The sequence below is a fragment of the Gaetbulibacter sp. S0825 genome (assembly GCF_011777505.1).
Classification (GTDB): domain Bacteria; phylum Bacteroidota; class Bacteroidia; order Flavobacteriales; family Flavobacteriaceae; genus Pontimicrobium.
In genome coordinates, this window is sequence record NZ_JAATJT010000003.1 from 478,609 (window position 1) to 503,172 (window position 24,564).

Annotated in this window: 23 protein-coding genes; 12 read left to right on the forward strand and 11 right to left on the reverse strand. The window is 31.5% G+C overall.

All coding sequences use genetic code 11. The annotated features are described in order from the left end of the window. Positions 1-4: 4 nt before the first annotated feature. The 6 genes from HB672_RS13380 to typA all read right to left on the reverse strand — a co-directional run bounded on the left by HB672_RS13380 (position 5) and on the right by typA (position 6,372). Positions 5-991 carry a GNAT family N-acetyltransferase gene (locus HB672_RS13380; RefSeq protein ID WP_167770025.1) on the reverse strand — a complete coding sequence of 329 codons (987 nt, stop codon included), beginning with the start codon at positions 989-991 and terminating at the stop codon, positions 5-7. A 45-nt stretch (positions 992-1,036) separates the two neighbouring features. Continuing rightward, the gene (locus tag HB672_RS13385; protein WP_167770026.1) at positions 1,037-1,630 is read right to left on the reverse strand and encodes an HAD-IB family hydrolase; all 594 of its coding nucleotides are present in this window, start codon (positions 1,628-1,630) and stop codon (positions 1,037-1,039) included. A gap of 7 nt (positions 1,631-1,637) precedes the next feature. Then, positions 1,638-3,404, reverse strand: a complete 1,767-nt coding sequence (locus HB672_RS13390) for a hypothetical protein (protein ID WP_167770027.1) — start codon at positions 3,402-3,404, stop codon at positions 1,638-1,640. 4 nt (positions 3,405-3,408) lie between these two features. Further along, a complete protein-coding gene (locus HB672_RS13395) occupies positions 3,409-4,251 on the reverse strand; it encodes a UbiA prenyltransferase family protein (protein WP_167770028.1) in 843 nt (280 codons plus the stop codon). Positions 4,252-4,344: 93 nt separating this feature from the next. Next, positions 4,345-4,572 carry a uroporphyrinogen decarboxylase gene (locus HB672_RS13400; RefSeq protein WP_167770029.1) on the reverse strand — a complete coding sequence of 76 codons (228 nt, stop codon included), beginning with the start codon at positions 4,570-4,572 and terminating at the stop codon, positions 4,345-4,347. Next, positions 4,573-6,372, reverse strand: a complete 1,800-nt coding sequence (gene typA, locus HB672_RS13405; protein ID WP_167770030.1) for a translational GTPase TypA — start codon at positions 6,370-6,372, stop codon at positions 4,573-4,575. 385 nt (positions 6,373-6,757) lie between these two features. Between typA and kdsA the strand changes: the two genes are divergently transcribed. Next, the gene (kdsA, locus tag HB672_RS13410) at positions 6,758-7,576 is read left to right on the forward strand and encodes a 3-deoxy-8-phosphooctulonate synthase (protein ID WP_167770031.1); all 819 of its coding nucleotides are present in this window, start codon (positions 6,758-6,760) and stop codon (positions 7,574-7,576) included. 1 nt (position 7,577) lies between these two features. Here the strand turns inward: kdsA and HB672_RS13415 are convergent, their stop codons facing one another. Beyond that, complete coding sequence (locus HB672_RS13415; RefSeq protein WP_167770032.1) at positions 7,578-7,961, reverse strand: DUF1801 domain-containing protein; 384 nt, start codon at positions 7,959-7,961, stop codon at positions 7,578-7,580. Between the two features lie 25 nt (positions 7,962-7,986). Between HB672_RS13415 and HB672_RS13420 the strand changes: the two genes are divergently transcribed. The 11 genes from HB672_RS13420 (at position 7,987) to HB672_RS13470 (ending at position 17,621) form a co-directional block, all read left to right on the forward strand. Beyond that, positions 7,987-8,943, forward strand: a complete 957-nt coding sequence (locus HB672_RS13420) for a transglutaminase domain-containing protein (RefSeq protein ID WP_167770033.1) — start codon at positions 7,987-7,989, stop codon at positions 8,941-8,943. Between the two features lie 79 nt (positions 8,944-9,022). Further along, positions 9,023-10,720: a gamma-glutamyltransferase gene (ggt, locus tag HB672_RS13425; protein ID WP_167770034.1), complete on the forward strand. Its 1,698-nt coding sequence runs from the start codon at positions 9,023-9,025 to the stop codon at positions 10,718-10,720. A 12-nt stretch (positions 10,721-10,732) separates the two neighbouring features. Then, a complete protein-coding gene (locus HB672_RS13430; RefSeq protein ID WP_167770035.1) occupies positions 10,733-12,808 on the forward strand; it encodes an acylase in 2,076 nt (691 codons plus the stop codon). A gap of 73 nt (positions 12,809-12,881) precedes the next feature. Continuing rightward, positions 12,882-13,508 (forward strand): hypothetical protein, encoded by a 627-nt coding sequence (locus HB672_RS13435; RefSeq protein WP_167770036.1) that lies wholly within the window; start codon positions 12,882-12,884, stop codon positions 13,506-13,508. Between the two features lie 11 nt (positions 13,509-13,519). Continuing rightward, a complete protein-coding gene (locus tag HB672_RS13440; RefSeq protein WP_208864220.1) occupies positions 13,520-13,807 on the forward strand; it encodes a hypothetical protein in 288 nt (95 codons plus the stop codon). 34 nt (positions 13,808-13,841) lie between these two features. Continuing rightward, positions 13,842-14,138 carry a transcriptional regulator gene (locus HB672_RS13445; protein ID WP_167770037.1) on the forward strand — a complete coding sequence of 99 codons (297 nt, stop codon included), beginning with the start codon at positions 13,842-13,844 and terminating at the stop codon, positions 14,136-14,138. Positions 14,139-14,187: 49 nt separating this feature from the next. After that, on the forward strand, positions 14,188-15,588 hold the full coding sequence (locus HB672_RS13450) for a DUF4173 domain-containing protein (RefSeq protein ID WP_167770038.1): 1,401 nt from the start codon (positions 14,188-14,190) through the stop codon (positions 15,586-15,588). 3 nt (positions 15,589-15,591) lie between these two features. Then, positions 15,592-15,966: a hypothetical protein gene (locus HB672_RS13455; RefSeq protein WP_167770039.1), complete on the forward strand. Its 375-nt coding sequence runs from the start codon at positions 15,592-15,594 to the stop codon at positions 15,964-15,966. Between the two features lie 2 nt (positions 15,967-15,968). Continuing rightward, complete coding sequence (locus tag HB672_RS13460) at positions 15,969-16,601, forward strand: ElyC/SanA/YdcF family protein (protein ID WP_167770040.1); 633 nt, start codon at positions 15,969-15,971, stop codon at positions 16,599-16,601. Next, positions 16,598-16,966: a DUF2809 domain-containing protein gene (locus HB672_RS13465; protein WP_167770041.1), complete on the forward strand. Its 369-nt coding sequence runs from the start codon at positions 16,598-16,600 to the stop codon at positions 16,964-16,966. Before HB672_RS13460 ends, HB672_RS13465 begins: the two co-directional genes overlap by 4 nt. Next, on the forward strand, positions 16,959-17,621 hold the full coding sequence (locus tag HB672_RS13470) for a DUF1361 domain-containing protein (protein WP_167770042.1): 663 nt from the start codon (positions 16,959-16,961) through the stop codon (positions 17,619-17,621). Before HB672_RS13465 ends, HB672_RS13470 begins: the two co-directional genes overlap by 8 nt. On the opposite strand, the gene HB672_RS13475 is transcribed toward HB672_RS13470, so the two are convergent. From HB672_RS13475 to HB672_RS13490, 4 genes are all read right to left on the reverse strand, one after another. Then, the gene (locus tag HB672_RS13475) at positions 17,611-18,195 is read right to left on the reverse strand and encodes a hypothetical protein (protein ID WP_167770043.1); all 585 of its coding nucleotides are present in this window, start codon (positions 18,193-18,195) and stop codon (positions 17,611-17,613) included. The genes HB672_RS13470 and HB672_RS13475 overlap by 11 nt on opposite strands. Positions 18,196-18,360: 165 nt before the next feature. Continuing rightward, entirely contained in the window at positions 18,361-19,689 is a 1,329-nt protein-coding gene (locus HB672_RS13480) for a RagB/SusD family nutrient uptake outer membrane protein (RefSeq protein WP_167770044.1), read from the reverse strand. 9 nt (positions 19,690-19,698) lie between these two features. Beyond that, positions 19,699-22,725: a TonB-dependent receptor gene (locus HB672_RS13485; RefSeq protein ID WP_167770045.1), complete on the reverse strand. Its 3,027-nt coding sequence runs from the start codon at positions 22,723-22,725 to the stop codon at positions 19,699-19,701. 237 nt (positions 22,726-22,962) lie between these two features. Further along, positions 22,963-24,465 (reverse strand): helix-turn-helix domain-containing protein, encoded by a 1,503-nt coding sequence (locus HB672_RS13490; RefSeq protein ID WP_167770046.1) that lies wholly within the window; start codon positions 24,463-24,465, stop codon positions 22,963-22,965. Between the last annotated feature and the right edge of the window lie 99 nt (positions 24,466-24,564).

A 24,564-nucleotide genomic window follows, 5' to 3' on the forward strand; every position in this document is an offset into this window, starting at 1 on the left:
CATATCATATAAAAACTGAATTAAGTTCTACATAATTTTTCGTGTCTACTTTATAAAACTCATGCACAATAGTTCTAGCACCAAAAGATTCTTTCCATGACAATAAGCCTTCATTAATTTGCTTTCCTTGATTGATATTGGAAATGCCAAAATCAAAATACTTCTTGGTTTTAAAAACATCATTTATTAGATGGTGAAAAAGCACATCTAAACTTCCAAGTTTTTGTTTATCATCGTTAGCCGAAATATACTGCACGTGTGCTACATGTTTTGTGTCAAATATCGTAGCTCCAGCGACGACTTCGCCATCACTAAAAACATTAAATTGCCTAATTTGCTTTAGAAATTTAGATTTAAGAAAGGTGATTTCCTCTAGTGAATGTACTGGATTTGTTAGATGTCTTTTTTTAAGATTTGGAATTAAAATTTCATTCCAAAAGTCTTCAAAATTATTTATTTCTCGAATCTCCAAATTGTGAGACTTAGCTTTCTTTAAACCTCTTTTTCTGTTTGAAGACTGAATTGATAATTTATATTTAGCATCAATAACAGAGGTTATATCTCTTCGGGTTAATTTGGCTTTAGTCTTAAAAAGCAAATAATTCATTTCATCACTAGGCAACGTGTTATAGATTTTTGGCAGAAGTTTTATATGAAGCTGGCTAATCGCTTTATTATGAAGAAATTTTAAAAGTTCCTTATAAACCAGTAATACATCTTTAAAAGCTATTTCATCACTAAGAATGAGCCCTCCATAAGTTAATCCTTGATGTGAATACACATTCTCTTTGTCTTTATTGGCTGGGAAAATTGCAATTAGCACTTCATCTTTAAAAACCAATAATGAAAAATCATGAAATCTATCATTATGGTACTCAATAAAATCACGGTAAAATAAAAAAGTAGCATTTTTTGATTTAGAAACAAAATTATTCCATTCATCAAAATATTTTGAAGTGTACTTTAAACAATTATAAACACTATTACTCATACTATACTTTCGTAAACAAGTTCATATTTAGATAACAGTTTTTAATTATCTAATAGAGTTCATATATCCCTTATTTGAATACTCAATAAGTTCTTTATCCCCTTTACTATTCCCAAACGAAATTAATTTATATGATTCTCTATTGGGAAATTTATTTAAAATTCTCAGCACTTTTTCTTTTCCTTTACAATTTTTTGAAAGGAAACACCCTGTTAAAAATCCATCCTTATCAACTTCAATTTGTGTGGCAACAACATCATCAATTCCATTTTTAACTGCCCATGGTTTAATCCAATTCTCAATTGAAGCACTAACAATTATTATTTCATGATTGGGTTTTTTAAACGAATTAATCGTTTGTAAGGCTTCTTGACGTAAAAATAGGTCAATTTTACTAGAAAAACTTCTACTTTTTAAATTAAACTCATTGATTGATAGTCCTTTAAAAAAACGGTAAAACACCTTCTCTTTTGCACCATCTACAGTAATAATTCTCAATTTAGCAGCAAGCCATAAAAAGGCTAAATATGGTAAATTCAAAAAGAAAATAGTAGTGCCTTTACAAAATTTAATAAACTCAATAAAGGAATCCTTTTTTGTGAGTGTACCATCAAAATCAAAAGCAACAATCGTTTTCAAAGTTATACTAATTTGAGTTTGGTTTTAAAATATCAAAATAATCATTACTCCACACTACGACATAGTGATTCCTCTTAAGGAAAGCATTCATGGCTTTTACTCTACCTCTTTTATAAAGATAATTTTCTTCCTTGGTTTCATCCATATAGTCTTTTATTGGCTCAGAAAAGCCTCCTATGGTTTCAAATTTTTGCTGTACTACAAGAGGTAGCGCGTCAATTTCACTCTCAGCTTGCATTAGTTTTCTTTCAAATGTATAGCTATCATATACCCAAACCCAAGAATTTCCCATATAGGGCTTTGTTTTTGTTAAGTAGTTTATCATTGGGATATTATCAAAAGCCAAAAGGTAATCATCCTCTTGAACAAAATCTTGCAATTCACCTAATAAATCATTGATAATAGTTGCCCTTTTATGTGTTGTGTAGGTGTTGGCCAAATTACTGTTTATTATATGCACTTTATTTAATCTGCTACCATAATCAAAATAACTAGTGTTACTCATTTTATAAATCTTGGTAATAAAAAAAGCCAGAATAAAAACAGCAATAACTTGTTTAATTACATTATGATTGATAGAAATATTACTTAACGAATTAAAGCTCTTCAAGCTAAATTCGATATCATTAATATTCAATATATACCAGAAGAAAAATGGTAGTGAAAACCATAAACTCACATAGCCTGCATTATGTATGCCACCATCGCTGCCAAATGGCAAAAACACCATAAACAGCAGCGATAGTAATGCCAATAACCTTATTTGAATATCTACTGTCTTAGAAAGTATAGTCGCCAAAGTACCAAAGAGTCCACAGGCATACATTATATTTATATTTTGAGAATAAATTAAATAAGAAAAAGCTGTAAGTGTTACTAAAAGCAAACCATATTTTAATACGATACTTTTATTTTTATAACTATTAATAGCACCATATACTCCAAAAATAACGACCAATTTTAAGGCTGTTAATAAAACCCCTGCATATTCTGATTTATACACTTTAAATAACCTAAAAATGTTATGGTTACTATCTTGTTCACCTCCTTTATCAATAATACCTAGAACAGCATTTTTAAATATATCAAGATGACCAAACGCTAACAATGCAAAATAACTTATTACAAAACCCAATATTGCACCAAAAGAATAATACAGCATATTATTTATGCATGTTTTTAAACTTTTATCATGACTATCCAGTAAATACTGAGCAGGAAAAACTAAGATGAAACTAAATAATGTAATATTTGGAAGTCTTGCAAAAATATTAGCAGCTGTAACTAATCCTGCAAAAAATATTAGCAACCAATTATTTTTTCTCAATCCTGATGATAACAACCAAATAACAATTACCGCTAGAAGACTAGATAGATGATTATAGTAAAATGCCAATAACGCAAAGTCATTAATAAAAAAAATCATTACTAAGCCTAAAAGGACTATTTCCTTTTTAATAAATGACTTTAAAACTTTATAAGAAATTATAAAAGTCCCCAGGTTGATTATAAGTGCCAATATTCTAAAAGAGACTATGCCGCCATTAGGGAATATTTTATACCAAGTACCTCCAATGATTCCTGTGAGCCAAAAAACAAAATTATATTCGACTGTTTCCGGATTATCAAAAATTTGCTGGTAAAAAGAAAGATACCAACCTTCGTCACAAACATCAAAACCTTGAAAAGATAACAAGGCGAAAACACAAAATAAAAGCCCCAGTATTAATGGAACATTTTTAAAAATTTTGATGTTTTCTAGATAATTACTCATTCAATTAAAAATAAATAAAAAAACAAAAGCATAAAATCCATCCTAAAACTATCAATTGCATGACATTATCGCTCCATAAAATTTTAGTTGGATTAGCAGAGTTTAATCTTCTCAAAATTAGATTAAAATACCTTATCATTCCGGCAATTACAAAAATAGCTGTAATAAAAATATAGTCACTCCCATAATTATTAATGGCATTTTTTGAAAAACTATAAATTATATACAAGATTATTAGAAGTGTAGCAATTCCATACAAAAACTTGTCAATTATCTTAATATTATAATATTCAATATTTTCTCTAACCAAAATATTTGTATCATTAAAAAACAATACTTCATCGCGTCTTTTACCTAATGTAAGGAATATGGCTAATAGAAAAACCATAATTAATATCCAATAGGTTAACGGTGTTTCTGTTGCAACTCCTCCAGCCAAAACCCGAAGCACGAAACCAAAACTTATCATTAGTATATCTAAAACAATAATTTTTTTTAACCCGAATGTGTAACCAATATTTAGAATAAAATATAGAACTAAAACGAAAACAAATTCTTTATTTATAAGAAAAGACCCTAGGATTATTCCAAAAAGAAAAAATGAAATTGCTATTCTTTTTGCAAAAGCTTTGGTTATTGTACCTTTTGCTAATGGCCTGTTTTTTTTATCAATATGATTTTTATCGAAATCAACATCAACAATATCATTAAAACAATAAACAGCGCTTGATATAAGTGAAAAGGAAATAAATGCCAATAAACCTAATAATATTGTATCAAAATAATAGAATTGCTTATTAAAAAACATTGGTAAAAAAACAAATGTGTTTTTTATCCAATGTTGCACTCTAATAGTTTGAAAAAAATCTTTAGGTTTAATATCTAGGTGCGTTTTTCTTATAATATACCAACAAAAGTATTTATTTAATTGAAAAAGGCCCTATTTCTTGATAAACAAATAATAGAAGTTGATACAAATAATTGCTGAATTCGTTATTACAATCGGCCAAGACGTACTTAACATGAAACCGTAAACAACGAATAAGCCACAACCTACAGAGTTAATTATACGAAGGTTTTTCACATCCTTCATTATAAACGACACCAACAATGCAAACATAGCTGCATATCCAACCCAATCGGTTAAAGAAATTCCTAAAATATCCATTTAGATACTTTTATTACGCTTTCTATCAACTTCTTTTAATAACACTTTACGTAAACGCAAATGATTTGGCGTAACCTCAACATACTCATCTTTTTGAATATATTCCAATGCTTCTTCTAATGAAAATTTAATAGCAGGAACAATTTTTGCCTTATCATCAGCACCAGAAGAACGAACGTTACTTAACTTTTTTGTTTTAGTAACATTTACAGTCATATCATCGCCACGAGAGTTTTCACCAATAACCTGACCTTCATAAATATCTTCGCCTGGATCTACAAAAAACCTACCTCTATCTTGTAATTTATCAATCGAATAAGGAATGGCTTGTCCTTTTTCCATAGATACCAAAGATCCGTTTTGGCGTTCAGGAATACCTCCTTTTATTGGCTGATATTCTTTAAAACGGTGAGCCATAATGGCCTCACCTGCTGTAGCAGTTAATAACTGGTTACGTAAGCCTATAATACCTCTTGATGGCACCATAAATTCACACACCATTCGGTCGCCTTTTGCTTCCATACTCAACATCTCTCCTTTACGCATGGTTACCATTTCTATCGCTTTTCCTGAAACAGATTCAGGTAAATCAATAGTCATTTCTTCTACAGGCTCACATTTTACACCATCAATTTCTTTAATAATAACTTGTGGCTGCCCAATTTGAAGCTCGTAACCTTCACGACGCATCGTTTCGATTAATACAGATAAATGCAAAACACCACGACCAAAAACAAGAAACTTATCGGCACTATCGGTTGCATTAACACGAAGCGCTAAATTCTTTTCAAGCTCTTTATCTAAGCGTTCTTTTATATGTCGAGATGTTACAAACTTACCATCTTTACCAAAAAATGGTGAATCGTTAATGGTAAATAACATACTCATAGTTGGCTCGTCAATAGCTATGGTTTTTAACCCTTCTGGGTTTTCTAAATCGGCAATAGTATCACCAATTTCGAATCCTTCTAATCCTACAATAGCACAAATATCACCCGTTTGAACTTCTTCAACTTTTAAACGCCCTAGACCTTCAAAAGTGTGTAGCTCTTTTATTTTTGATTTCACAATACTTCCATCTCTTTTAACCAAAGAAATATTTTGACCAACTTTTAATTCGCCTCGTGTTAAACGTCCAATGGCAATTCGTCCAGTAAATGAAGAAAAATCTAAAGAAGTAATTAACATTTGTGTAGTTCCTTCTTCAATTTTTGGAGCAGGAATATGTTCAATAACCATATCTAATAATGGCTCTATATTATCAGTTTCGTTTTGCCAATCGTCACTCATCCAGTTGTTTTTAGCAGAACCATAAACTGTAGGGAAGTCTAGCTGCCACTCCTCTGCTCCAAGCTCAAACATTAAGTCAAACACTTTTTCGTGAACTTCATCAGGTGTACAGTTTTCTTTATCAACCTTATTGACAACTACGCATGGCTTTAACCCTAAATCAATAGCTTTTTGCAATACAAAACGTGTTTGTGGCATTGGTCCTTCAAATGCATCTACTAATAACAACACACCATCAGCCATATTAAGTACACGCTCTACTTCTCCTCCAAAATCGGCGTGACCAGGTGTATCAATAATATTAATTTTAGTGTCCTTGTAAACAACCGATACATTTTTAGATGTAATGGTAATACCGCGTTCACGTTCTAAATCGTTATTATCAAGAATTAAATCTCCTGTATTTTCGTTTTCACGAAATAACTGACAATGGTACATAATTTTATCTACCAAAGTAGTTTTACCGTGGTCTACGTGTGCAATAATTGCAATGTTTTTAATATTAGCCATAATAGTGCCTTATTTTGCGCGTGCAAAGGTACTGTTTATTTTATAATATAGTTAAAAATATGTTATTATTAAATACTCCTATAATTTTAGAATATTAAGTACGTTAATCTAAATACCACTAACCTCTCTTTAAAATTTAAAAAATAGAATTATGAAATTTTATAAGATTAATCACTATGTGTATTTTGTTAGTGTTGCTCTGTTTTGGTATACAGTATTAGAATTTATTACAACACTTTTTGTGCTTGATAATCAAACCAAACAAACTATATTATTTACAGGTCTTTTAGTAACTATAAATTTTTCGTTGATGTTTTGGATTATAAGAAATTCTAGAAAGAAACGTATTTAATATGTAACTTTACAGCTTAAAATTTTTAAGCCAATGAATCTTCAAGATATTCCAAAAATAAAACATACTAATTCAAACAATTTCTTTTTGTTAGCTGGCCCATGTGCCATTGAAGATGAAGATATGGCGATGCAAATTGCTGAAAAAGTAGTTGGCATTACTAACAAATTAGAAATCCCTTTTATTTTTAAAGGTAGTTTTAAAAAAGCCAATAGAAGCCGCATTGATAGTTTTACAGGCATTGGAGATAAAAAAGCACTTGAAATATTAAAAAAAGTGTCTAAAACATTTGATGTTCCAACAGTTACAGATATTCACGAAGTATCGGATGCAAACATGGCAGCACAATATGTTGATGTGTTACAGATTCCAGCCTTTTTAGTTCGCCAAACTGATTTGGTAGTTGCGGCAGCTAAAACAGGTAAAGTTGTTAACTTGAAAAAAGGACAATTTATGAGTCCTGAAGCCATGAAACATGCAGTGCAAAAAGTAAAAGATGCTGGGAACGACAAAGCGTGGATTACAGATAGAGGCACTATGTTTGGTTACCAAGACATGATTGTTGACTTTAGAGGTATTCCTACTATGCGTCAATATGCGCCAACCGTTTTAGATGTGACACACTCTTTACAACAACCTAATCAAAACATAGGTGTTACTGGAGGACGACCAGACATGATTGAAACCATTGCCAGAGCTGGTATTGTAAACAATGTAGATGGTTTATTTATTGAAACCCATTTTGATCCAGCTAACGCCAAAAGTGATGGCGCTAATATGCTACATTTAGATAATTTAGAGCAATTACTGACTAATTTGGTGGCTATTAGGAAAACCATAAATAGTTTATAATTTAACTATCTAAAAGCCATGCTCTCTTCTTTTTTTTGGTTTGAATTGCTGCTACTTTAAGTAGCTCAACAAATAGTAGTTCATCTAAATCTTCAATAGTTCTAAGTTGAATTGAGCGTACTTGTTTACGGTTATTATCATTTCTTAGAATTGGAAATTCTTTTTCAAAAACGATTCCATGTACAAAAGCTACATCTACATAATCCTTACCTTTTAGAACATTGAGATATAGCATAGGCTTTTTACCAATATTATAAAAAGGAATGTTATAGCTACAACGTTCAATAACATCAGGCAAGGTTTTTAATATCACACTTCTTACATAAAGCATAATAGATTGATAAGGTTCATTTTGATTAAAAAAATAAGTGTCTACTGGCTTCAATGTGATTTTTTGGTATATTTACTTTATGCGTAATCTAATTTTTTATTTCTTTTTCATCTGCACTACAGCATTTTCTCAAAACTACGAATTAGTTGATAAAGTAGTTGGTGATTATCCATCTTATTCAAACTTGGAAACTTTAAGTGAAAGAATTAAAAAAGATTTTAAAACTGATATCAATAAAGCTAGAGCTGCCTACGTGTGGATTGCCAATAATATTGATTATGATATAGAAACTACTAGAAAACCTAAGGTTTTTAACACATTTATGTATTTCTCTGAAAAAGATTATGAAAGACATGTAAAAGCACGTTTAAAGCGTAAAGTAAAAATGGCGTTAATGACTAAAAAAGCACTTTGCGAAGGCTATAGTGCAATGTTTGTAGAATTATGTGAGCTATTAGACTTAGAGTCTAAAATAGTTAATGGTATAGCTAAAGTTCGTCCTTCAGAAATTAACTCTAATAAAAAAACAAAGAACCATGCTTGGAATGTCATAAAAATAGATGGCAAGTGGCAACTAGTGGATGTTGGTTGGGCAAATGGTTTTATAGATGATATTTCTGGGGATTGGGTTAATGATTTTAATGATTTTTTCTTCCTTACAAATCCAGAACACTTCATTACTTCTCATTATCCTAAACTAAAAGAATGGCAATTACTTAACAAAACAATAAGCTTAGAATCGTTTTATGAAAAGCCGATTTTTTACACGCATTACTTTAATAGTGATCTAGTTTTAAATGAGCAACAAAAAGGCAATTTAAAAGTGTCTAAACGACGAATAGTTTTAAGTTTCAAACAAAAAGGAGAAAAGAATAATCTTTTCTATAAACTCTCTGGAGACAAGTATGTTAAAAGTCTAAAAGTCTTTAAAAACACTGAAGACACTTATAACGCAATTATTTATTGTAATAATACTAGCGATATACTTACACTTTATGAAAACTTAAATCCCGTATTAGGCTTTAAAATAAATTAAGTCCCAATACAAAATTTCTATTTTAATATTCAAAAAAGTTTAACTTTAGCATTATCATTTTTCACAAACACCATTTAATATGAAATTACATTTCAAACAGTTCATCTTTTCTTTATTGACTCTTATTTTTTTACTAACAACTTCACAACTCGTAGCCCAAACTTACGCCAAGAACGGCATGGTTGTGTCAGCTAGTAAAATAGCTTCTCAAACAGGTGTTGATGTTTTAAAACAAGGTGGTAATGCAGTAGATGCAACTATTGCAACTGCTTTTGCTTTAACAGTAACACATCCTACCGCCGGAAATATTGGTGGTGGAGGTTTTATAGTATTTTTAAATAGCGAAGGAGAAGCAACCACGATAGATTTTAGAGAAAAAGCACCTTTGGCGTCTTCCGAAACCATGTTTCTAGATGAAAACGGAAATATAAAAGACAACAGTAACCATAAAGGTTTGTTAGCTGTTGGCGTTCCTGGCACAGTTGCAGGACTCTACTTAGCGCATCAAAAATACGGCAAACTTCCATGGAAAGATTTAGTACAACCAGCTGTTGATTTGGCAGAAAAAGGGTTTGAATTCAATTGGACGTTATACGGTAATGCGTTAAATTTTAAAAGACAAGAAGCTGATTATCCTTTTATGGCAACTTATTTCAACAATGATAAAGGAGAAATTACACAACCAAATGAAGTTTGGAAACAACAAGCGTTGGCAAATACTTTAAAACAAATTCGAGATAAAGGTCGTGATGGTTTTTACAAAGGAAAAGTTGCCAAAAAGATTGAAAGTTATATGAAAGCCAATGGTGGTATTATTACTACCGAAGACTTAGAAAAATATGATGCCATTGAGCGTAAACCAGTAAAAGGCACTTACAAAGGCTATGATATATATGGAATGCCGCCTCCAAGTTCTGGTGGTGCAACACTTATACAAATGATGAATACTATGGAATTGGTAGATTGGGAAAACATTGAGTTTAACTCTACTGAATATGTACATGTAGTTGCTGAGGCAATGCGTCGCGCCTATGCTGATAGGGCTGAACATTTAGGTGACCCAGATTTTAATCCAGATATGCCTATAGACCGATTGTTATCTAAAAAACACGCAAAAAATCGTTTTGAGAACCTAAACATGGAGAGAGCTTCCGTAAGTGACTCTTCTAAATTCGGACAAATTTACGATGGTAAAAATACGACTCACTTTTCGGTTATTGATAAAGATGGAAATGCTATTTCTATGACATACACGCTAGAAAATAGCTACGGTGTAAAAATGGGTTCCAAAGAACTTGGATTCATTTTTAATAATGAAATGGGCGATTTCAATCCGGTTCCTGGAGTCACAACTTCTGGTTGGCAAATTGGTACTAAGCCCAATTTAATAGCACCTCAAAAACGTATGTTATCTAGTATGACGCCAACCATAGTCGCAAAAGATGGCAAACCCTATTTACTTATTGGAAGCCCAGGAGGACGAACCATTATTAACACCGTTTTTCAAACTACTCTAAATGTTTTAGAGTTCGATATGCGAATAGACAAAGCCATTGAAGCCATGAAAATTCATCACCAATGGTCACCAGATGTTTTACAATACGAACGCCACTTAATGTCGCCAGATACTCGTAAAGCACTTGAAGCTATGGGGCATACTTTACGTGCAACAGGAGGCTTAGGAGCATTAATGGGAATTACTTACGATGCCAAAAACAACATTATCACTGGTGCTGCAGATTCTTCAAGACCTGAAGGTGCAGCCATTGGTTATTAATAAAAAAGTTCTATGAAGAAAATAGAAATAGTACTCATTATATCTTTATTTATCCTCAATGTTTCCTGTAAATCTCAAGAAACGCAAGAAGCCCAAATTGTTTGGGACACTTGGGGTGTACCGCATATTTACGCTGATACTGTTGAAGATTTATTCTTCCAGCAAGGTTGGGCACAAATGAATAATCATGCTAACCTTATTTTAGAACTTTATGGAAGCTCTAGAGGAAAAGGTGCAGAATATTGGGGACAAAGTAAGCTGCAAAATGATATGCTTATTCACACACTTGGTTTTGAAGAATTAGCAGAAGAATGGAAAACTCAACAAGACCCAGAAATAAAAACAATGTACCAAGCGTTTGTGGATGGCATGAATGCCTATGCACAAGCCAATCCTGAAACTATTGATGATAAAAATAAAGTCGTTTTGCCATTAACCTCAAAAGACGTGAACATGCATAGTATGTACGTTATTTTTACACGTTTTATTGGTGGAAATGATTTAGGTCTTGTGCAAGAGTGGCCAGATATGGGAAGTAATGCCTATGCTATTGGTCCAAAGCGTTCGACATCAGGTAACGCTATGTTGGTTCAAAATCCGCATTTACCTTGGTTTCAAGAATTTTTATTTTTTGAATCTAATCTAAATCTTGGAGGAAAAAACATGTATGGGACAACACTTGTTGGTTTTCCAGGAATTGCCATAGGTTTTAACGAGAATCTTGGTTGGAGTCATACAGATAATACCATAGATAATGCCGACACTTATGAACTAGAACTAAAAGATGGTGGCTATGTATTGGATGGTGAAGTAAAACAATTTGAAGCTTCAAATAAAACAATAAAAATAAAACAGGAAAATGGTTCTTTAATTAATCAAGAAATTCCGTTGTTAAAAACCATTCATGGCCCTGTTGTAAATAAAAAAGATGATAAAGTTCTTGCTTTACGTATGGTAGGTTTAGACAGACCAAATATGTTTTTGCAATGGTGGCGAATGATAAACAGCAACAATTTTAACGAATTTGAGTCTGCTTTAAAAATGGCTCAAATTCCATTTTGGAATGTGATGTATGCCGATAAACAAGGTGAAATATTTTACCTGTTTAATGGTTTGGTTCCTAAACGAAATGAAGATGCTTGGAGTTATTGGGATAGAATAATTCCTGGTGGAAAAAGTGCCGATATTTGGACAGAAGTTCATAGCTATCAAGATTTACCAAAAGTTAAAAATCCAAAAGATGGTTGGCTGCAAAACGCTAACGATCCGCCTTGGACGAGCACAATACCAATGACATTAAATCCTGATGATTATCCTGGGTACATGGCACCTCAATATATGCCGTTTAGACCACAACGTTCCGCAAGAATGCTTATAGAAGACGAATCCATTACGTTTGAGGAACTCGTAGAATATAAGCTTTCGACAAGATTAGAGTTTGCCGATAGAATTTTAGATGATTTATTTGCAGCTATAGACGCTTCAGATTCAGAAAAAGCAAAAGAAGCAAAAATAGTATTAGAAAATTGGGATCGAGAGGCTGATGCCGATAGCAAAGGCATGCTCCTTTTTTATAATTGGTCTAACAAATTTAATGTTTGGAGAAATTCAAACTATATAGAATCTTGGTCTATGGAAAAACCTAATACAACCCCTGATGGTTTGTCAAATCCTGAACGTGCCGTAAGTCTTTTAGAACAAGTAGCAATTGAGATTGAAACTAAATTTGGAAGCTTAGAAACACCTTGGGGAGATTATTATAAAATAAATTACAATGGTAAAAACTTACCAGGAAATGGTATTGATGGGTCTCTAGGAGTGTTTAGAGTTGCATGGCCTGGAAGCGCAGACGATGACTATATGTATATTGGCGGAGGTGACTCATGGGTAAGCATAATTGAATTTGACGAGCAAGTAAAAGCTAAAGTACTTTTAAGCTACGGCAATGCTACACAAAAAAATTCACCACATAACGGCGACCAATTAGAATTGTTTTCAAAAAAAGAAATGCGAGATGCTTGGTTTACACAAGAAGCCATTAAAGCTAATACTAAGCGCATTGAAAAACTCTCTGAAATAAAACAGTAAACTTTATTTAACAAAAAATTAGTTGTAGATATAGATTAGTTTTACTTACTTTGTAATTCAAAGTACTTTTAATATGGAATCAAAAGATTATTTACAAGACCTAAGCGAGATTAAGCATCTTATGAATAAATCATCTCGATTTATGTCACTAAGTGGTTTATCAGGCATACTTGCAGGTATTTACGCGCTTATAGGAGCTTACCTTGGTTATACAATTATTTATAGAGATAATGTAATCTCAAATGATGGCTATAGAACATTGATTCTAGATGGAAAAGATATTATAAATATAGTTTTAATAGCATTTGCTGTAGTTACTTTGTCTATCATTACTGGCGTTTTTTTAAGCTGGCAAAAAGCCAAAACTCAAAATGAAAGTTTCTGGAATTCTGCTTCAAAACGCTTGCTTATAAACTTTTTAATTCCCTTAGCAACTGGAGGATTCTTTATATTATTTCTAATTGAAAAAGAAATCTATGCGTTTGTTGCTCCACTCACACTTGTTTTTTATGGTCTTGCATTAGTTAACGCCAGCAAATATACTTTAGGATACATTCGCTATTTTGGAATTACGATGATACTTATTGGTTTAGCATCCGTTTGGTTTTTAGGATATGGTTTATTCTTTTGGGCTTTGGGCTTTGGAGTATGTCATATTATTTATGGCGCATTAATGCATTTTAAATACGATAGAAAATAATATATAGAATCATGATACAAAATAAACGACTTACTTATATTTTCACATCAATAGCATTTATACTTTTAATCCCATTAGTAGCAATGCAGTTTACTAATGATGTACATTGGACTTTATCTGACTTTATAATAGCTGGCGTATTACTTATTGGAACAGGATTAGTATGCGAATTTGTAATGAGAAAAGTAAAAACAAAAGAAAACCGAATAGCTTTAATTGTAATGACTATTGCACTATTATTATTGATTTGGGCAGAATTGGCTATTGGCATTTTTGGAACACCTTTAGCAGGAAGTTAAATTAAAAGAGATTCCTGCTTATGCAGGAAGTATTATGAGCTTACTAACAAATATAAATAAAGCATTCGATCACCGTATTAGGTTAGGCATCATGTCTATTTTAATGGTAAATGAGTATGCCGATTTCAATACACTTAAAGAATTACTTGATGTGACCGATGGTAATTTGGCAAGTCATTTAAAAGCTCTTGAAAAAGAAGATTTTATAAGCATAGAAAAACAATTTATTGGTAGAAAACCTAATACACGTTACAGCGCTACCAAAATTGGAAAAAAAGCATTTAAAGACCATATTGATGCCCTAGAACGTATTATTAATAAACAGAAGTAAAAAAATTTATCAATCTACTTTGAAATTCAAAGTGAAATTTATTATAAACATGAAACACATAATAATAATTATCTCATCCATCTTATTTAGTACTTTATTCTACAATCAACAAATTGGATTGAACATTTCAATTTTTAGTGTATTAACAGTAATAATACTAGCAGTTAGCAATACACATAAATTCAAAAATAAAACTACCCTATTATACATATTCATTTACTTGTTAACAGCAGCTTTAGTATTTATTCAATACACTAATTTGTCAATACTAGCAAACATCATAGCCTTTTTGACCTTGATTGGAAGTGTAACAGAATCTAAATCATCCATTTATGTGCAATGGTATAATGGCATTTACACAAGTATTGTAGGTTATTTTCATAGAAAATTTATCAAGCAAAACATAAAAGATGAAGATGAAACACAAAAAAAGGCAATTGATGTTTTACACATCACAAAGCTCATTGGCATTCCCTTAATATTCATTATTGGTTTTATAGTGCTTTACAAAAATGGTAACCCTATTTTTAACGATATAATATCAAAAATTAATTTCGATTTTATTAATCTACAATGGTTACTATTTACTGTATTAGGCTATTATTTATTTAGCAATATATTTAACCCTGTTCAAGTAGATTCTGCAACTAATATAGATTTACAAACTGGTAACACATTACGTAAATCTGAAACATTTTCAATTGAAGCATTAAAAAAAGAGAAACAATTAGGCACTATACTATTATTACTACTTAATATACTTATTGTTTTCTATTTAGCTACAGATATTATTTCATTAAGTACTATTAATTCAACTCACGCTTCAGTCCTTTCCAGTCAAGTTCATAGCGGAATATATACATTAATTGCTTCAATAATCATTGCCATTATAATAATACTCTACTTTTTTAGAGGAGACCTTAACTTTTTCAAGGATAATAGAATACTAAAAAACCTATCTTATACATGGATTTTTTTAAATGCAGTACTTGTCATTTTAATAGCAACAAAAAACTATAATTATATTGCTTCATTTGGACTAACCTACAAGCGAATAGGCGTTAACATTTATCTATTTCTCACTCTCATTGGCTTAATCACAACATTACTAAAAGTTTCTAAGGTTAAGAATTTCTGGTTTTTAATGAGAATAAATACGCGAATAGCATTTGGATTTCTTATACTTTTTAGCATAATTGATTGGGATTATTCCATCACAAAATACAACATTAATCATGCGCCTTCATTAGACTTAAATTACCTCATCAACTTATCAGATAACAATGCTGTTTTACTTAATGAATATAGAGAGTCAACTAACCTTAATACAGAACAAAATAATAGGATTTTCACTAAGCATCTTGACTATATAAAAACAGTCAACAATAGAAATTGGCAAGAATTCACCTATTCTAATCTTAAATTAAAAAAACTGCTAAAAAAACTATAACAAATGCATATTCTAAGTAACATTGGGAAATCATCACTTTTAGCTGCTTCAATATTTTGGATTATTATTTTATCAGACACCTTTAACTGGGATATGGCGCCATATATTTTTCTTTCATTAATTCCAATATATGTAATTTGTGCGCTAACCATTTTAATCACTATTTGTCCCATATTTTGGTTTTTAGAAAACGATAACTATAGTAAGCAAAGAATTTTTAAAACTTACTTCCCAATATATACAATAATTGCATTTGTGCTCTGTGCGTATAGTATTTACAAATCTTCGTTTGATGTTTTTGCTTTAAGTTTTTACGCTTCTGCGTATATTACAACTACACAATCTTGGGTATGGTTTGCCAAGAAAAAAAGGAAATAGACATGAAAAAAATCCTGAAACTTATTACAATCTGCATCATTCTTTTAATTGGAAGCCTTTTTATTCCTAATAAAATTATTATTTCAAATGCTGAAGAATTAACATATAATTCTATTTCTGAAATACCGAAAAACAAAGTAGGTCTTCTTCTTGGCACGAGTAAATACTTAGCAAATGGAAACATAAATCTATACTATAAATACAGAATAAATGCTACTTCTGAACTTTACAAATCAGGCAAAATTGACTTTGTTCTAGTAAGTGGTGACAATAGCACTAAAAGTTATGATGAGCCATCAACATTTAAAAACGATTTAATTACTAAAGGCATACCAGAAGAAAAAATCTTTTTGGATTATGCAGGTTTTAGAACATTAGACTCTGTAATAAGAGCAAAAGAAATATTTGGTTTAGAAACTTTTACAGTTATTTCACAAAAGTTTCACAACGAGCGTGCTATATATTTAGCAAAAAAACATGAAATACAAGCTATAGGTTTTAACGCAAAAGACGTTGAAGGAAGGTCTGGGTTTAAAACAAAACTTAGAGAGTATTTTGCAAGAACAAAAGCCGTTTTGGATGTTATGACTGGGAAGAATCCAAAATTCTTGGGAGACAAAATTGAAATAAAATGAAATTCTCAAAAATATATTTCATACTATTCTTAATGCTATTTACTATAGAAGCATACATCGCTTATTTCTTGAAAAGTGGCTTCATTCGCCATACGTTTGGCGATTTTTTGGTGGTTATTATGTTGTATTGTTTATTTAAAAGTTTTATAGACTTAAAACCAATTACTTTAGGCTTAATAGTCCTATCTATTGCTTTTATTGTTGAGTTTCTACAACTGACGCCATTATTGGAATTGATGAATTTGCAAGATAATAAGACAGCTAAAATTATTTTCGGAAGTACGTTTCATGTATCAGATTTACTAGCATATACTTTAGGTATCATGACTACTATAATAATTGAAAAGAAATTAAACAATGACTAATTTAAAAACACTCATAAACTCAAGGTTTCAGTTACTCACTTATATGGCATTGTCAATGATGCTAAGTGGATTTCTACTACTACTTAGAGTAAAGCTAAACCAATCGTTTTACTACTTATTTTTAGTGTGGAATTTGTTCTTAGCTTTTATTCCATTTTGCATGACATTATATCTTAGAAGCAAAACTAGAATAACCAGAACAAAGCTACTTACTTATTTCACAATTTGGTTATTATTCTTGCCAAATGCACCTTATATAATCACCGATTTGTTGCATTTTAAAAGAAGTACAAGCACATTTTTATGGTTAGATATTTTAATGGTAACATCATTTGCAATAAATGGATTAGTACTTTTTAACTTAACACTTTTGGATATGGAAACTCTGTTGAGGAAATTCATGAGTAATAAGAAAACTAACTTTCTATTGTTATTTATTTTCTTTTCAACTGGGTTTGGAATGTATTTAGGTCGTTTTTTAAGATTCAATTCTTGGGATATTTTACAACATCCAGATATGTTGCTACTTAATATCTGGGACATACTAATTTCTCCAACCCAACATCTTGAAGCTTGGGCCTTCACATGCTGCTTTGGCGCCTTTTTAGGATTAAGTTATTATGTAATTAAATCGATAAAGCAAACTAATCTCTAACTTTACCCTGAAGAACGCTTACTTTTGAGTTAAACGGGTTTCCTGAAGTTCGTCTGTGCGTAATCACTTGTCCTACATGCCATAATGCATCAGATATTGGTCCATTAATTTGATTCCAAAACGGATACTCAGTAGTGTTTTCTCCCCTTACGAATACCATAGTAAATTCTGACAAATCATCACTCTTACGAAAAATATCAGCAGCTTGTTTTAATAGATTTAATGTCTTAGCTCTTTTTTCAGCAAAGGTCATTTCTGCCTCTTCAGTTGGAATATTTGGTTTCTTTAATGCCGAATTAATAATTGTTTTGGTCAATCCGTAAATATGGTCAACAGTTTCACTTGTTGTTCTACCTCCTTCACTAGGTTTAAAGGCTAAATCTTCATCTCGCAAACCTTCAGTTGCCCAATAGTATCTAAATCCTAACCCATCAATCAATCTTGCAACTACAGTACATTCATTATATTCTGCTGGGTAATCAGGAATTTTATGATAAGGTAATTCTTTATTTTGTGAATTTGTGATCTGCGACACACAGATAGCAGCTATAACAAGTAATAATTTAATTTTCATGAGTAAATAATTTAGCTAAAGTTATTAATAAAAAATTATATAAAAGTAGAATCCCTTCAAGAATATACTTGAAGGGATTCACCGAATTAAGAACCAATAAAAATTGGCACCAACCTTTTTCTTAATTCATAGCTATAAAAGTTATCGTTAGTTTACACTTTTATCTTAATAATCAGGATTTTGACTCAACAATGGATTTCTATCCCTTGCCGATTGTGGTATAGGAAAAACCAACTTGTTATCATTATAAGGCAATCCTCCTATATCTCTCTGAGTTCTCTTATAATCATGCAAAACAAATCCTTCAAAACCTAATTCCAGTTCTCTTTCATTTAGTATTAAATCTAATGTCAACGCTCCTAAAACTGGAGCAGATGACCTTGACCTTAACGTGTTAATCTCCACTAATGGATCTAATCCTAATGATGTACCTTCTCTAAAATTTGACTCTGCGCGAATTAAATGCATCTCTGCCAATCGCACTTGCTCTGTGTTGGCAAATTGTCGCACATATTTTAAGCTCAAGGTTAATCCTGCGTCAGTATAATAGAAATTTCCACGTTCATCTAATGGTGAATCAAACTTGCTCAAATAAGCTGGTGTTATTGAAATATCACCTCCTCTACCACCTAAGGCTTGTGTTGCAAAATGAGTAACTTGTGCATTAGCACCTTCTTGGGTCGTAATTACCCAAGAAAAAATAGTTTCGGCTGTGTTATCATCTGAATTAAAAACAGCGCTAAAAGTTGGCATTAAACCATGTCCGCTATTTTCAATAACATCATGAGCAGCATCTCTTGCAGCACTATAATTACCTTGCTGTAAATAGACTCTTGCCAACAATGCCTGAGCTGCATATTTATCTGCTCTATTACCATTATCATCAGGTAGAATAGCATAAGCATCTGTGAGGTCACTTATTACTTGAGCATAGACTTCTTCAACTGTATTTCTAGCCACTTGCCTTGTAACATTTGGAGGATCTAACACAATAGGGACTGCCTCTTGAGTATTCCCTCCTGCTGCGTTGTATTGTTGTCCAAAAAGACGAACCATATCAAAATAAGCAAGCCCTCTTAAGAATTTAGCTTCTCCTTCAACACGATCTTGTCTATCAGGATCTGTAAACTTATCTAAATTTGCCAAAACGGTATTAACGTTACCAAATAACAAATAGTAGTTTCCATAAATAGTATTTGCAGAGCCATTATTATTTACCATCTGCTTAAAATAAATATCTCTAAGATTAGAAAAAGTTCCATTCCATTCAACTTGATTAGTATTACCAAATAGCACACTAATGTTTGCTATATCTCCATCATAATTACCTCTACCTGTATTATAAGCACCTACTAAAATTGCTTCGATATTATCGGCTGTTGCAGTCGCAACATCTTCACTAACACTTTGTTGAGGTTCTATATCTAATTCGCTTTCGCATGCAACGATGTAAAACGAACATAAAACAATGATTATATATTTTATATTTTTCATAACGTATTTTTAAAAGGTTAAATTAACTCCAAGTGTAAATGTCTTAGCAGGTGGTGCCGAATAAAATGTATTACCTACATTAGTATTTGTATTGGCATCATCATTTGATGATTCTGGATCATAACCTCTATAATCTGTAATAGTAATTAGATTTAAACCTGCCAAATACACCCTTACTTTACTAAAACCTATTTTCTCTAGCACACTTTCTGGCAGTGAATACCCAAGTGTTATATTTCTAAGTCTAATAAAATCAGCATCTTGTAAATATCTAGAACTAGCTGAATGTCCATTATTTCTAAACAATCTCGCTTGCGGTACATTAGTTATGTCTCCAGGATTTTGCCATCTATTCTTGAAAATATATACATCCTGATTATCCAAACCATTACCAAAACCTGTTTCTTGATATTGCCCAGCGTTATTATACAAACTTGCTCCCCATTGTCCTTGGAACGTAAACGAAAAATCGAATGTCTTATAATTTAAATTACTCGACAAACCTCCAATAAGATCTGGATTTGGATTACCCATAATAATACGTTGCGCTTGAGAAAAATCGTTTGTAGTCGTTTTGTTTAAAGAACCATCAGAATTTTCAGTATTTAAATAATACAATGCATCACCATTTGATGAATCAACACCTGCATATTCAGCCATATAAAAAGCATTGATAGGCTCACCTTCTCTAAGGATATTTCGTCCTGTAATTAGGTCTGCGCCATTAGGTAAGTTAGTTACCTTGTTTTTATTGGTTGCAATGTTAAAACTGGTTTTCCAGGTTAAATCATCCGTTTGAATATTGGTCGTATTTAAAACAAATTCAAATCCTTTGTTTTCAAGATTTCCAACATTTTTCAAGATAGCATGTCCTGGAGCTCCTGCCTCAAATGGAATACGCTCATTAAATATTAAATCGTTTGTTTTCTTTACATAATAATCAATTTCACCGCTTATTCTGTTATTAAGAAATCCGAAATCGATTCCAATATCAGTTTGGGCTGTTTCTTCCCATTTTAAATCAGGATTTTCAATTTGTGTAAAAGCAATACCAGACACGCCATCATAAGCAGTACCTCCATAAAGTCCTAGGCTTCCAAAGTTAGCAACTGGTGTATTACCATTTATTCCCCAACTTGCTCTTAGTTTTAAATTTGAAACCACATTAGAGCCTTTTAAGAAATCTTCTTCTGATATAATCCATCCAGCTGATGCTGCAGGGAAATATCCATTACGTTGGTCTGCACCAAATCGAGATGATGCATCATTACGAAGTGAAGCCTTTAATAAATATTTATTATCATAACTATAAGTCGCTCTAGCAAAATAAGATACTTGCGCCCAATTTGTAAATGTTCCTGTTCCCGCTGAAATTGTTGCAGCACTTGAAACAGATTTAAAATCGTCGGTTGGAAAACCATCTCCTGTAACAGAAATCGCTCTGTTTTTTAATCTAGTATATGTCATACCAGCTACAACATTTAAATCTGATAATTCTCCAAACGTATGATCGAAAGTGAAATAATTATTTGTCGATATAATTTCAGTTCCATTATTAGAAGCAAATGTTTGACCATTTGTGGATTGAAAAGGCGCTAGTCTTCCTGTATTTCTGTCAACTGTTTGACTTAAATAATCGTAACCAAACTCTGTTCTAAAACTTAAAGATGGTAAGAATTGATAATCTCCAAAAACCTTACTTAAAATCCTCCTAACCGATGTTTTTCTAAAAGAATGCTTGTCTTGCAACAAGAAATTAGCATATAAAGTACCGTCATTCGGGTCTCCATTACTTAAATATACTGGTGAGGTTGGCACTTGCGCAATTGCTTGTAGTGGCGTTGTAAACGAATTATCTCCAGATATTCTATCAATAATTGTACTGGAATAATTTGCATTAAGACCAACATCAAACTTATTACTTACCTCATGGTCTAGGTTTGCTCTTAAACTATAACGTTTTAAGTTATTACCTCTTACAATTCCTTCGGTATCATTATAAGCACCAGAAATATAACTTGTTGTTTTTTCATTTCCTCCTGACACTGATACGTTAACATCTTTAGTGATACTGTTTTGAAAAGCTTCTTCTTGCCAATCAGTATCTACATTTCTCCAGTCCTCATCACCTTGATATCTTGGTAAACGACCATCAACCCATGCATCTGATGCTGCTTGATCTGCAAAAAAACCACTATTAAAAGCTGATTCTCTTAGCAATTCAACATATTGAGCTGCATTTAACCAATCTCTTTTATTGGTTGGCTCTCCAACTGTTGTAGAAAAATCTACAGACACCTTAGATGCTCCTAGCTTTCCTCTTTTAGTTGTAATTAAAATAACGCCATTAGTCCCCTTTGCTCCGTAAATTGCAGTTGCTGAAGCATCTTTTAAAATGTCAATCGAGGCAACATCATTAGGGTTTAAGGATAGTAACGGATTTAAATTAGCTCCAATAGAAGAGGTGTTTCTATTATTCATTTCAATTCCATCAATGATATACAATGGCTCTTGAGATGCTGAAACCGAAGAAAGACCTCTAATAATGGTTTTCACACCACCTTCAACTTTACCGTTAACTTGTGTAATTTGTACACCAGCAGCCTTACCAACAATAGCTCCTTGAAAACTAGGTGTTGAAATACCTTCAATTTGGCTAGCATCAATTTTTGCAACATTATCTGTTAGTAATTTTTTGGATTGCGTACCATAACCAATTACTACAACCTCTTCTAATGCTGCAGCATCCTCTTCCATAGTAACGTTTATAGTATTGGAAGATGCTACTGTTATCTCTACAGACTTAAGTCCTACGTACGTAAATGCAAGGGTCTGACCTTCATTTACATTAATTGAATATTTACCATCAAAATCTGTTTGTGTTCCATTAGTTGTACCTTTTACAACAATGTTAACACCTATAAGAGGAACACCAGATTGGTCCGAAACTGTTCCCGTTACGGTTTTTTGTTGTGCAAAAGCAATGGAAATGTTTAAAAACAATAGTAAAAAAACAACTTTGCATTTTTTCTTCATAATTCTTTTTTTAGTTATTAATTCAGTTTTACAACCAAAAAAAGCCTGTGGTAAAGCGAAGACTAACTCAAATAAATATCTTTCTAAATTGGTTTAACGAAAACAAAGTCTAATGAAAGATGTAAAAATTACGACAAGCCTTTTTGATTGATTGTATATCAAAAGAACTTGTTATTACTGTGTTTCTAGGGAAACCCTATAAGAATTAACCAAAGCCGAAGAATATTTACTTTGTATTTACGCTCTTAAGGATTTAATGTATTGTGTTGGCGTAAGAGATAGCTGTTTTTTAAAATATTTATTAAAAGACACCTTATTGTTAAAACCAACTTCGTACGCAACTTGAATAATACTTAAGCTATTGTATTCATCTCTTTTTAGTATTTCCGTTGCTTCCTCAATTCTATATTGATTCATAAGCTCAGAAAAACTCATGTTAAAATGCTCGTTAATTACTTGAGATGTATTATGTCTTGTTGTATTTAATTTGATTGATAATGACTCAAGATTTAAATCATTATCTAAAAACACTTTATCTTCATTAAGAAGTTTTAAAAGGTTTTCCTTTAATTCTAATGATAAAGACGACGTTAATCCTGATTTTTTATATTTAAATAATTTCAATGGATCTAATAATTTCATTTTTCCTTTGAAAATCTCAGGCTGTCCATAAGCTATATAAGCAACATAAAACACTACGCTCACCATAACTACGATTTGCAAATGGAATAAAGGTTGAAAATTAACTATTCCAGTAATTCCCCCAGCATATATAATATAAGCGATTGTATAAATTATGTGAAGTGAGAGTAAATTTCTTTGCCAACAAAATGTATCATTTCTTTTACTATTGATAGTCTTTTTGTTTTTACGGTACATTTTCAAAATTAAAAAAGCATAAATAGACAAAGAGAGTATTTTTACAATAATAACAGTATATGCCGCGGATTGCAATACATTTTTTCCATCAAAAAGAATATTAAACTTCTCCAACGGAGACATCATATAATAAGGCAAAATTGAAACAAAGAGAATTACAGAAGGTAATAAATGTAATGTATCTATTAATTTAAACTTATAATTATAATTAATTCTTTTAAAATAAAAATAAAGCAATGGACCATATAAAAAAGAAAACGTTGCAGTCATTAATAATGCTTGAGGCAAATGATATTGATAATTGATTACATACAAGCTTAAATGCAAAATAAACAATGAGTTAAAAAGTACAAATAGACTAATTAAAAATGTACCCAATCTATCCACTCCTTTTTTAATATTTAAAATGATAAAAATAAAAATCCCCAAGAAGCCTGCATAGAAATAAATTATTGCCATAAAATTGAATTTTGGCAAATACTTTTCCTTAAACTCAAGATATTTATCAGTGCTATTGATATTTGAAAATAGGTGGTCGTTAATAATAGACAAGTCTGCTGTAGCACCTATATACTTTTCAATATATAGCATTGCGCTATCAACATTATTGTTATTGGAATATTCTATTGCTAAATCCCTAAAAACTTCTATAGAATCCAACGTAGACGCTCCCCTTGAGACCAATGTGGTCGAAGGGTTAAAAAAAGAAGGAAATTCTAACAGTTTATTTTCATAGGTTTTCAATTCTACACCTTGAATAAAATTTTGCTCAAATGCAAAAGCACTTGAAAACAAAGCAAGAAAAATAATTAGAATAAAGTCTTTTTTTGGATAAACTATATGTGATTTAAGTTTTACCAAAGCGTAATTTTTACAATTAAATATACGATATGAAGCCCAAAAAACACCTACAGAAAGTAAAATCCGATAATTATTTACTTAAAATTTAGCATTATTTTA

Bases quoted from the DNA above. Each gene is read 5' to 3' on its own strand.
- HB672_RS13460 (WP_167770040.1), top strand. From the start codon at position 15,969: ATGAAAAAAATCCTGAAACTTATTACAATCTGCATCATTCTTTTAATT.
- ggt (WP_167770034.1), top strand. From the start codon at position 9,023: ATGAAATTACATTTCAAACAGTTCATCTTTTCTTTATTGACTCTTATT.
- HB672_RS13470 (WP_167770042.1), top strand. From the start codon at position 16,959: ATGACTAATTTAAAAACACTCATAAACTCAAGGTTTCAGTTACTCACT.
- HB672_RS13420 (WP_167770033.1), top strand. From the start codon at position 7,987: ATGCGTAATCTAATTTTTTATTTCTTTTTCATCTGCACTACAGCATTT.
- HB672_RS13485 (WP_167770045.1), bottom strand. From the start codon at position 22,725: ATGAAGAAAAAATGCAAAGTTGTTTTTTTACTATTGTTTTTAAACATT.
- HB672_RS13480 (WP_167770044.1), bottom strand. From the start codon at position 19,689: ATGAAAAATATAAAATATATAATCATTGTTTTATGTTCGTTTTACATC.
- HB672_RS13400 (WP_167770029.1), bottom strand. From the start codon at position 4,572: ATGGATATTTTAGGAATTTCTTTAACCGATTGGGTTGGATATGCAGCT.
- typA (WP_167770030.1), bottom strand. From the start codon at position 6,372: ATGGCTAATATTAAAAACATTGCAATTATTGCACACGTAGACCACGGT.
- HB672_RS13475 (WP_167770043.1), bottom strand. From the start codon at position 18,195: ATGAAAATTAAATTATTACTTGTTATAGCTGCTATCTGTGTGTCGCAG.
- kdsA (WP_167770031.1), top strand. From the start codon at position 6,758: ATGAATCTTCAAGATATTCCAAAAATAAAACATACTAATTCAAACAAT.
- HB672_RS13450 (WP_167770038.1), top strand. From the start codon at position 14,188: ATGAAACACATAATAATAATTATCTCATCCATCTTATTTAGTACTTTA.
- HB672_RS13390 (WP_167770027.1), bottom strand. From the start codon at position 3,404: ATGAGTAATTATCTAGAAAACATCAAAATTTTTAAAAATGTTCCATTA.
- HB672_RS13430 (WP_167770035.1), top strand. From the start codon at position 10,733: ATGAAGAAAATAGAAATAGTACTCATTATATCTTTATTTATCCTCAAT.
- HB672_RS13455 (WP_167770039.1), top strand. From the start codon at position 15,592: ATGCATATTCTAAGTAACATTGGGAAATCATCACTTTTAGCTGCTTCA.
- HB672_RS13440 (WP_208864220.1), top strand. From the start codon at position 13,520: ATGATACAAAATAAACGACTTACTTATATTTTCACATCAATAGCATTT.
- HB672_RS13380 (WP_167770025.1), bottom strand. From the start codon at position 991: ATGAGTAATAGTGTTTATAATTGTTTAAAGTACACTTCAAAATATTTT.
- HB672_RS13435 (WP_167770036.1), top strand. From the start codon at position 12,882: ATGGAATCAAAAGATTATTTACAAGACCTAAGCGAGATTAAGCATCTT.
- HB672_RS13465 (WP_167770041.1), top strand. From the start codon at position 16,598: ATGAAATTCTCAAAAATATATTTCATACTATTCTTAATGCTATTTACT.
- HB672_RS13445 (WP_167770037.1), top strand. From the start codon at position 13,842: ATGAGCTTACTAACAAATATAAATAAAGCATTCGATCACCGTATTAGG.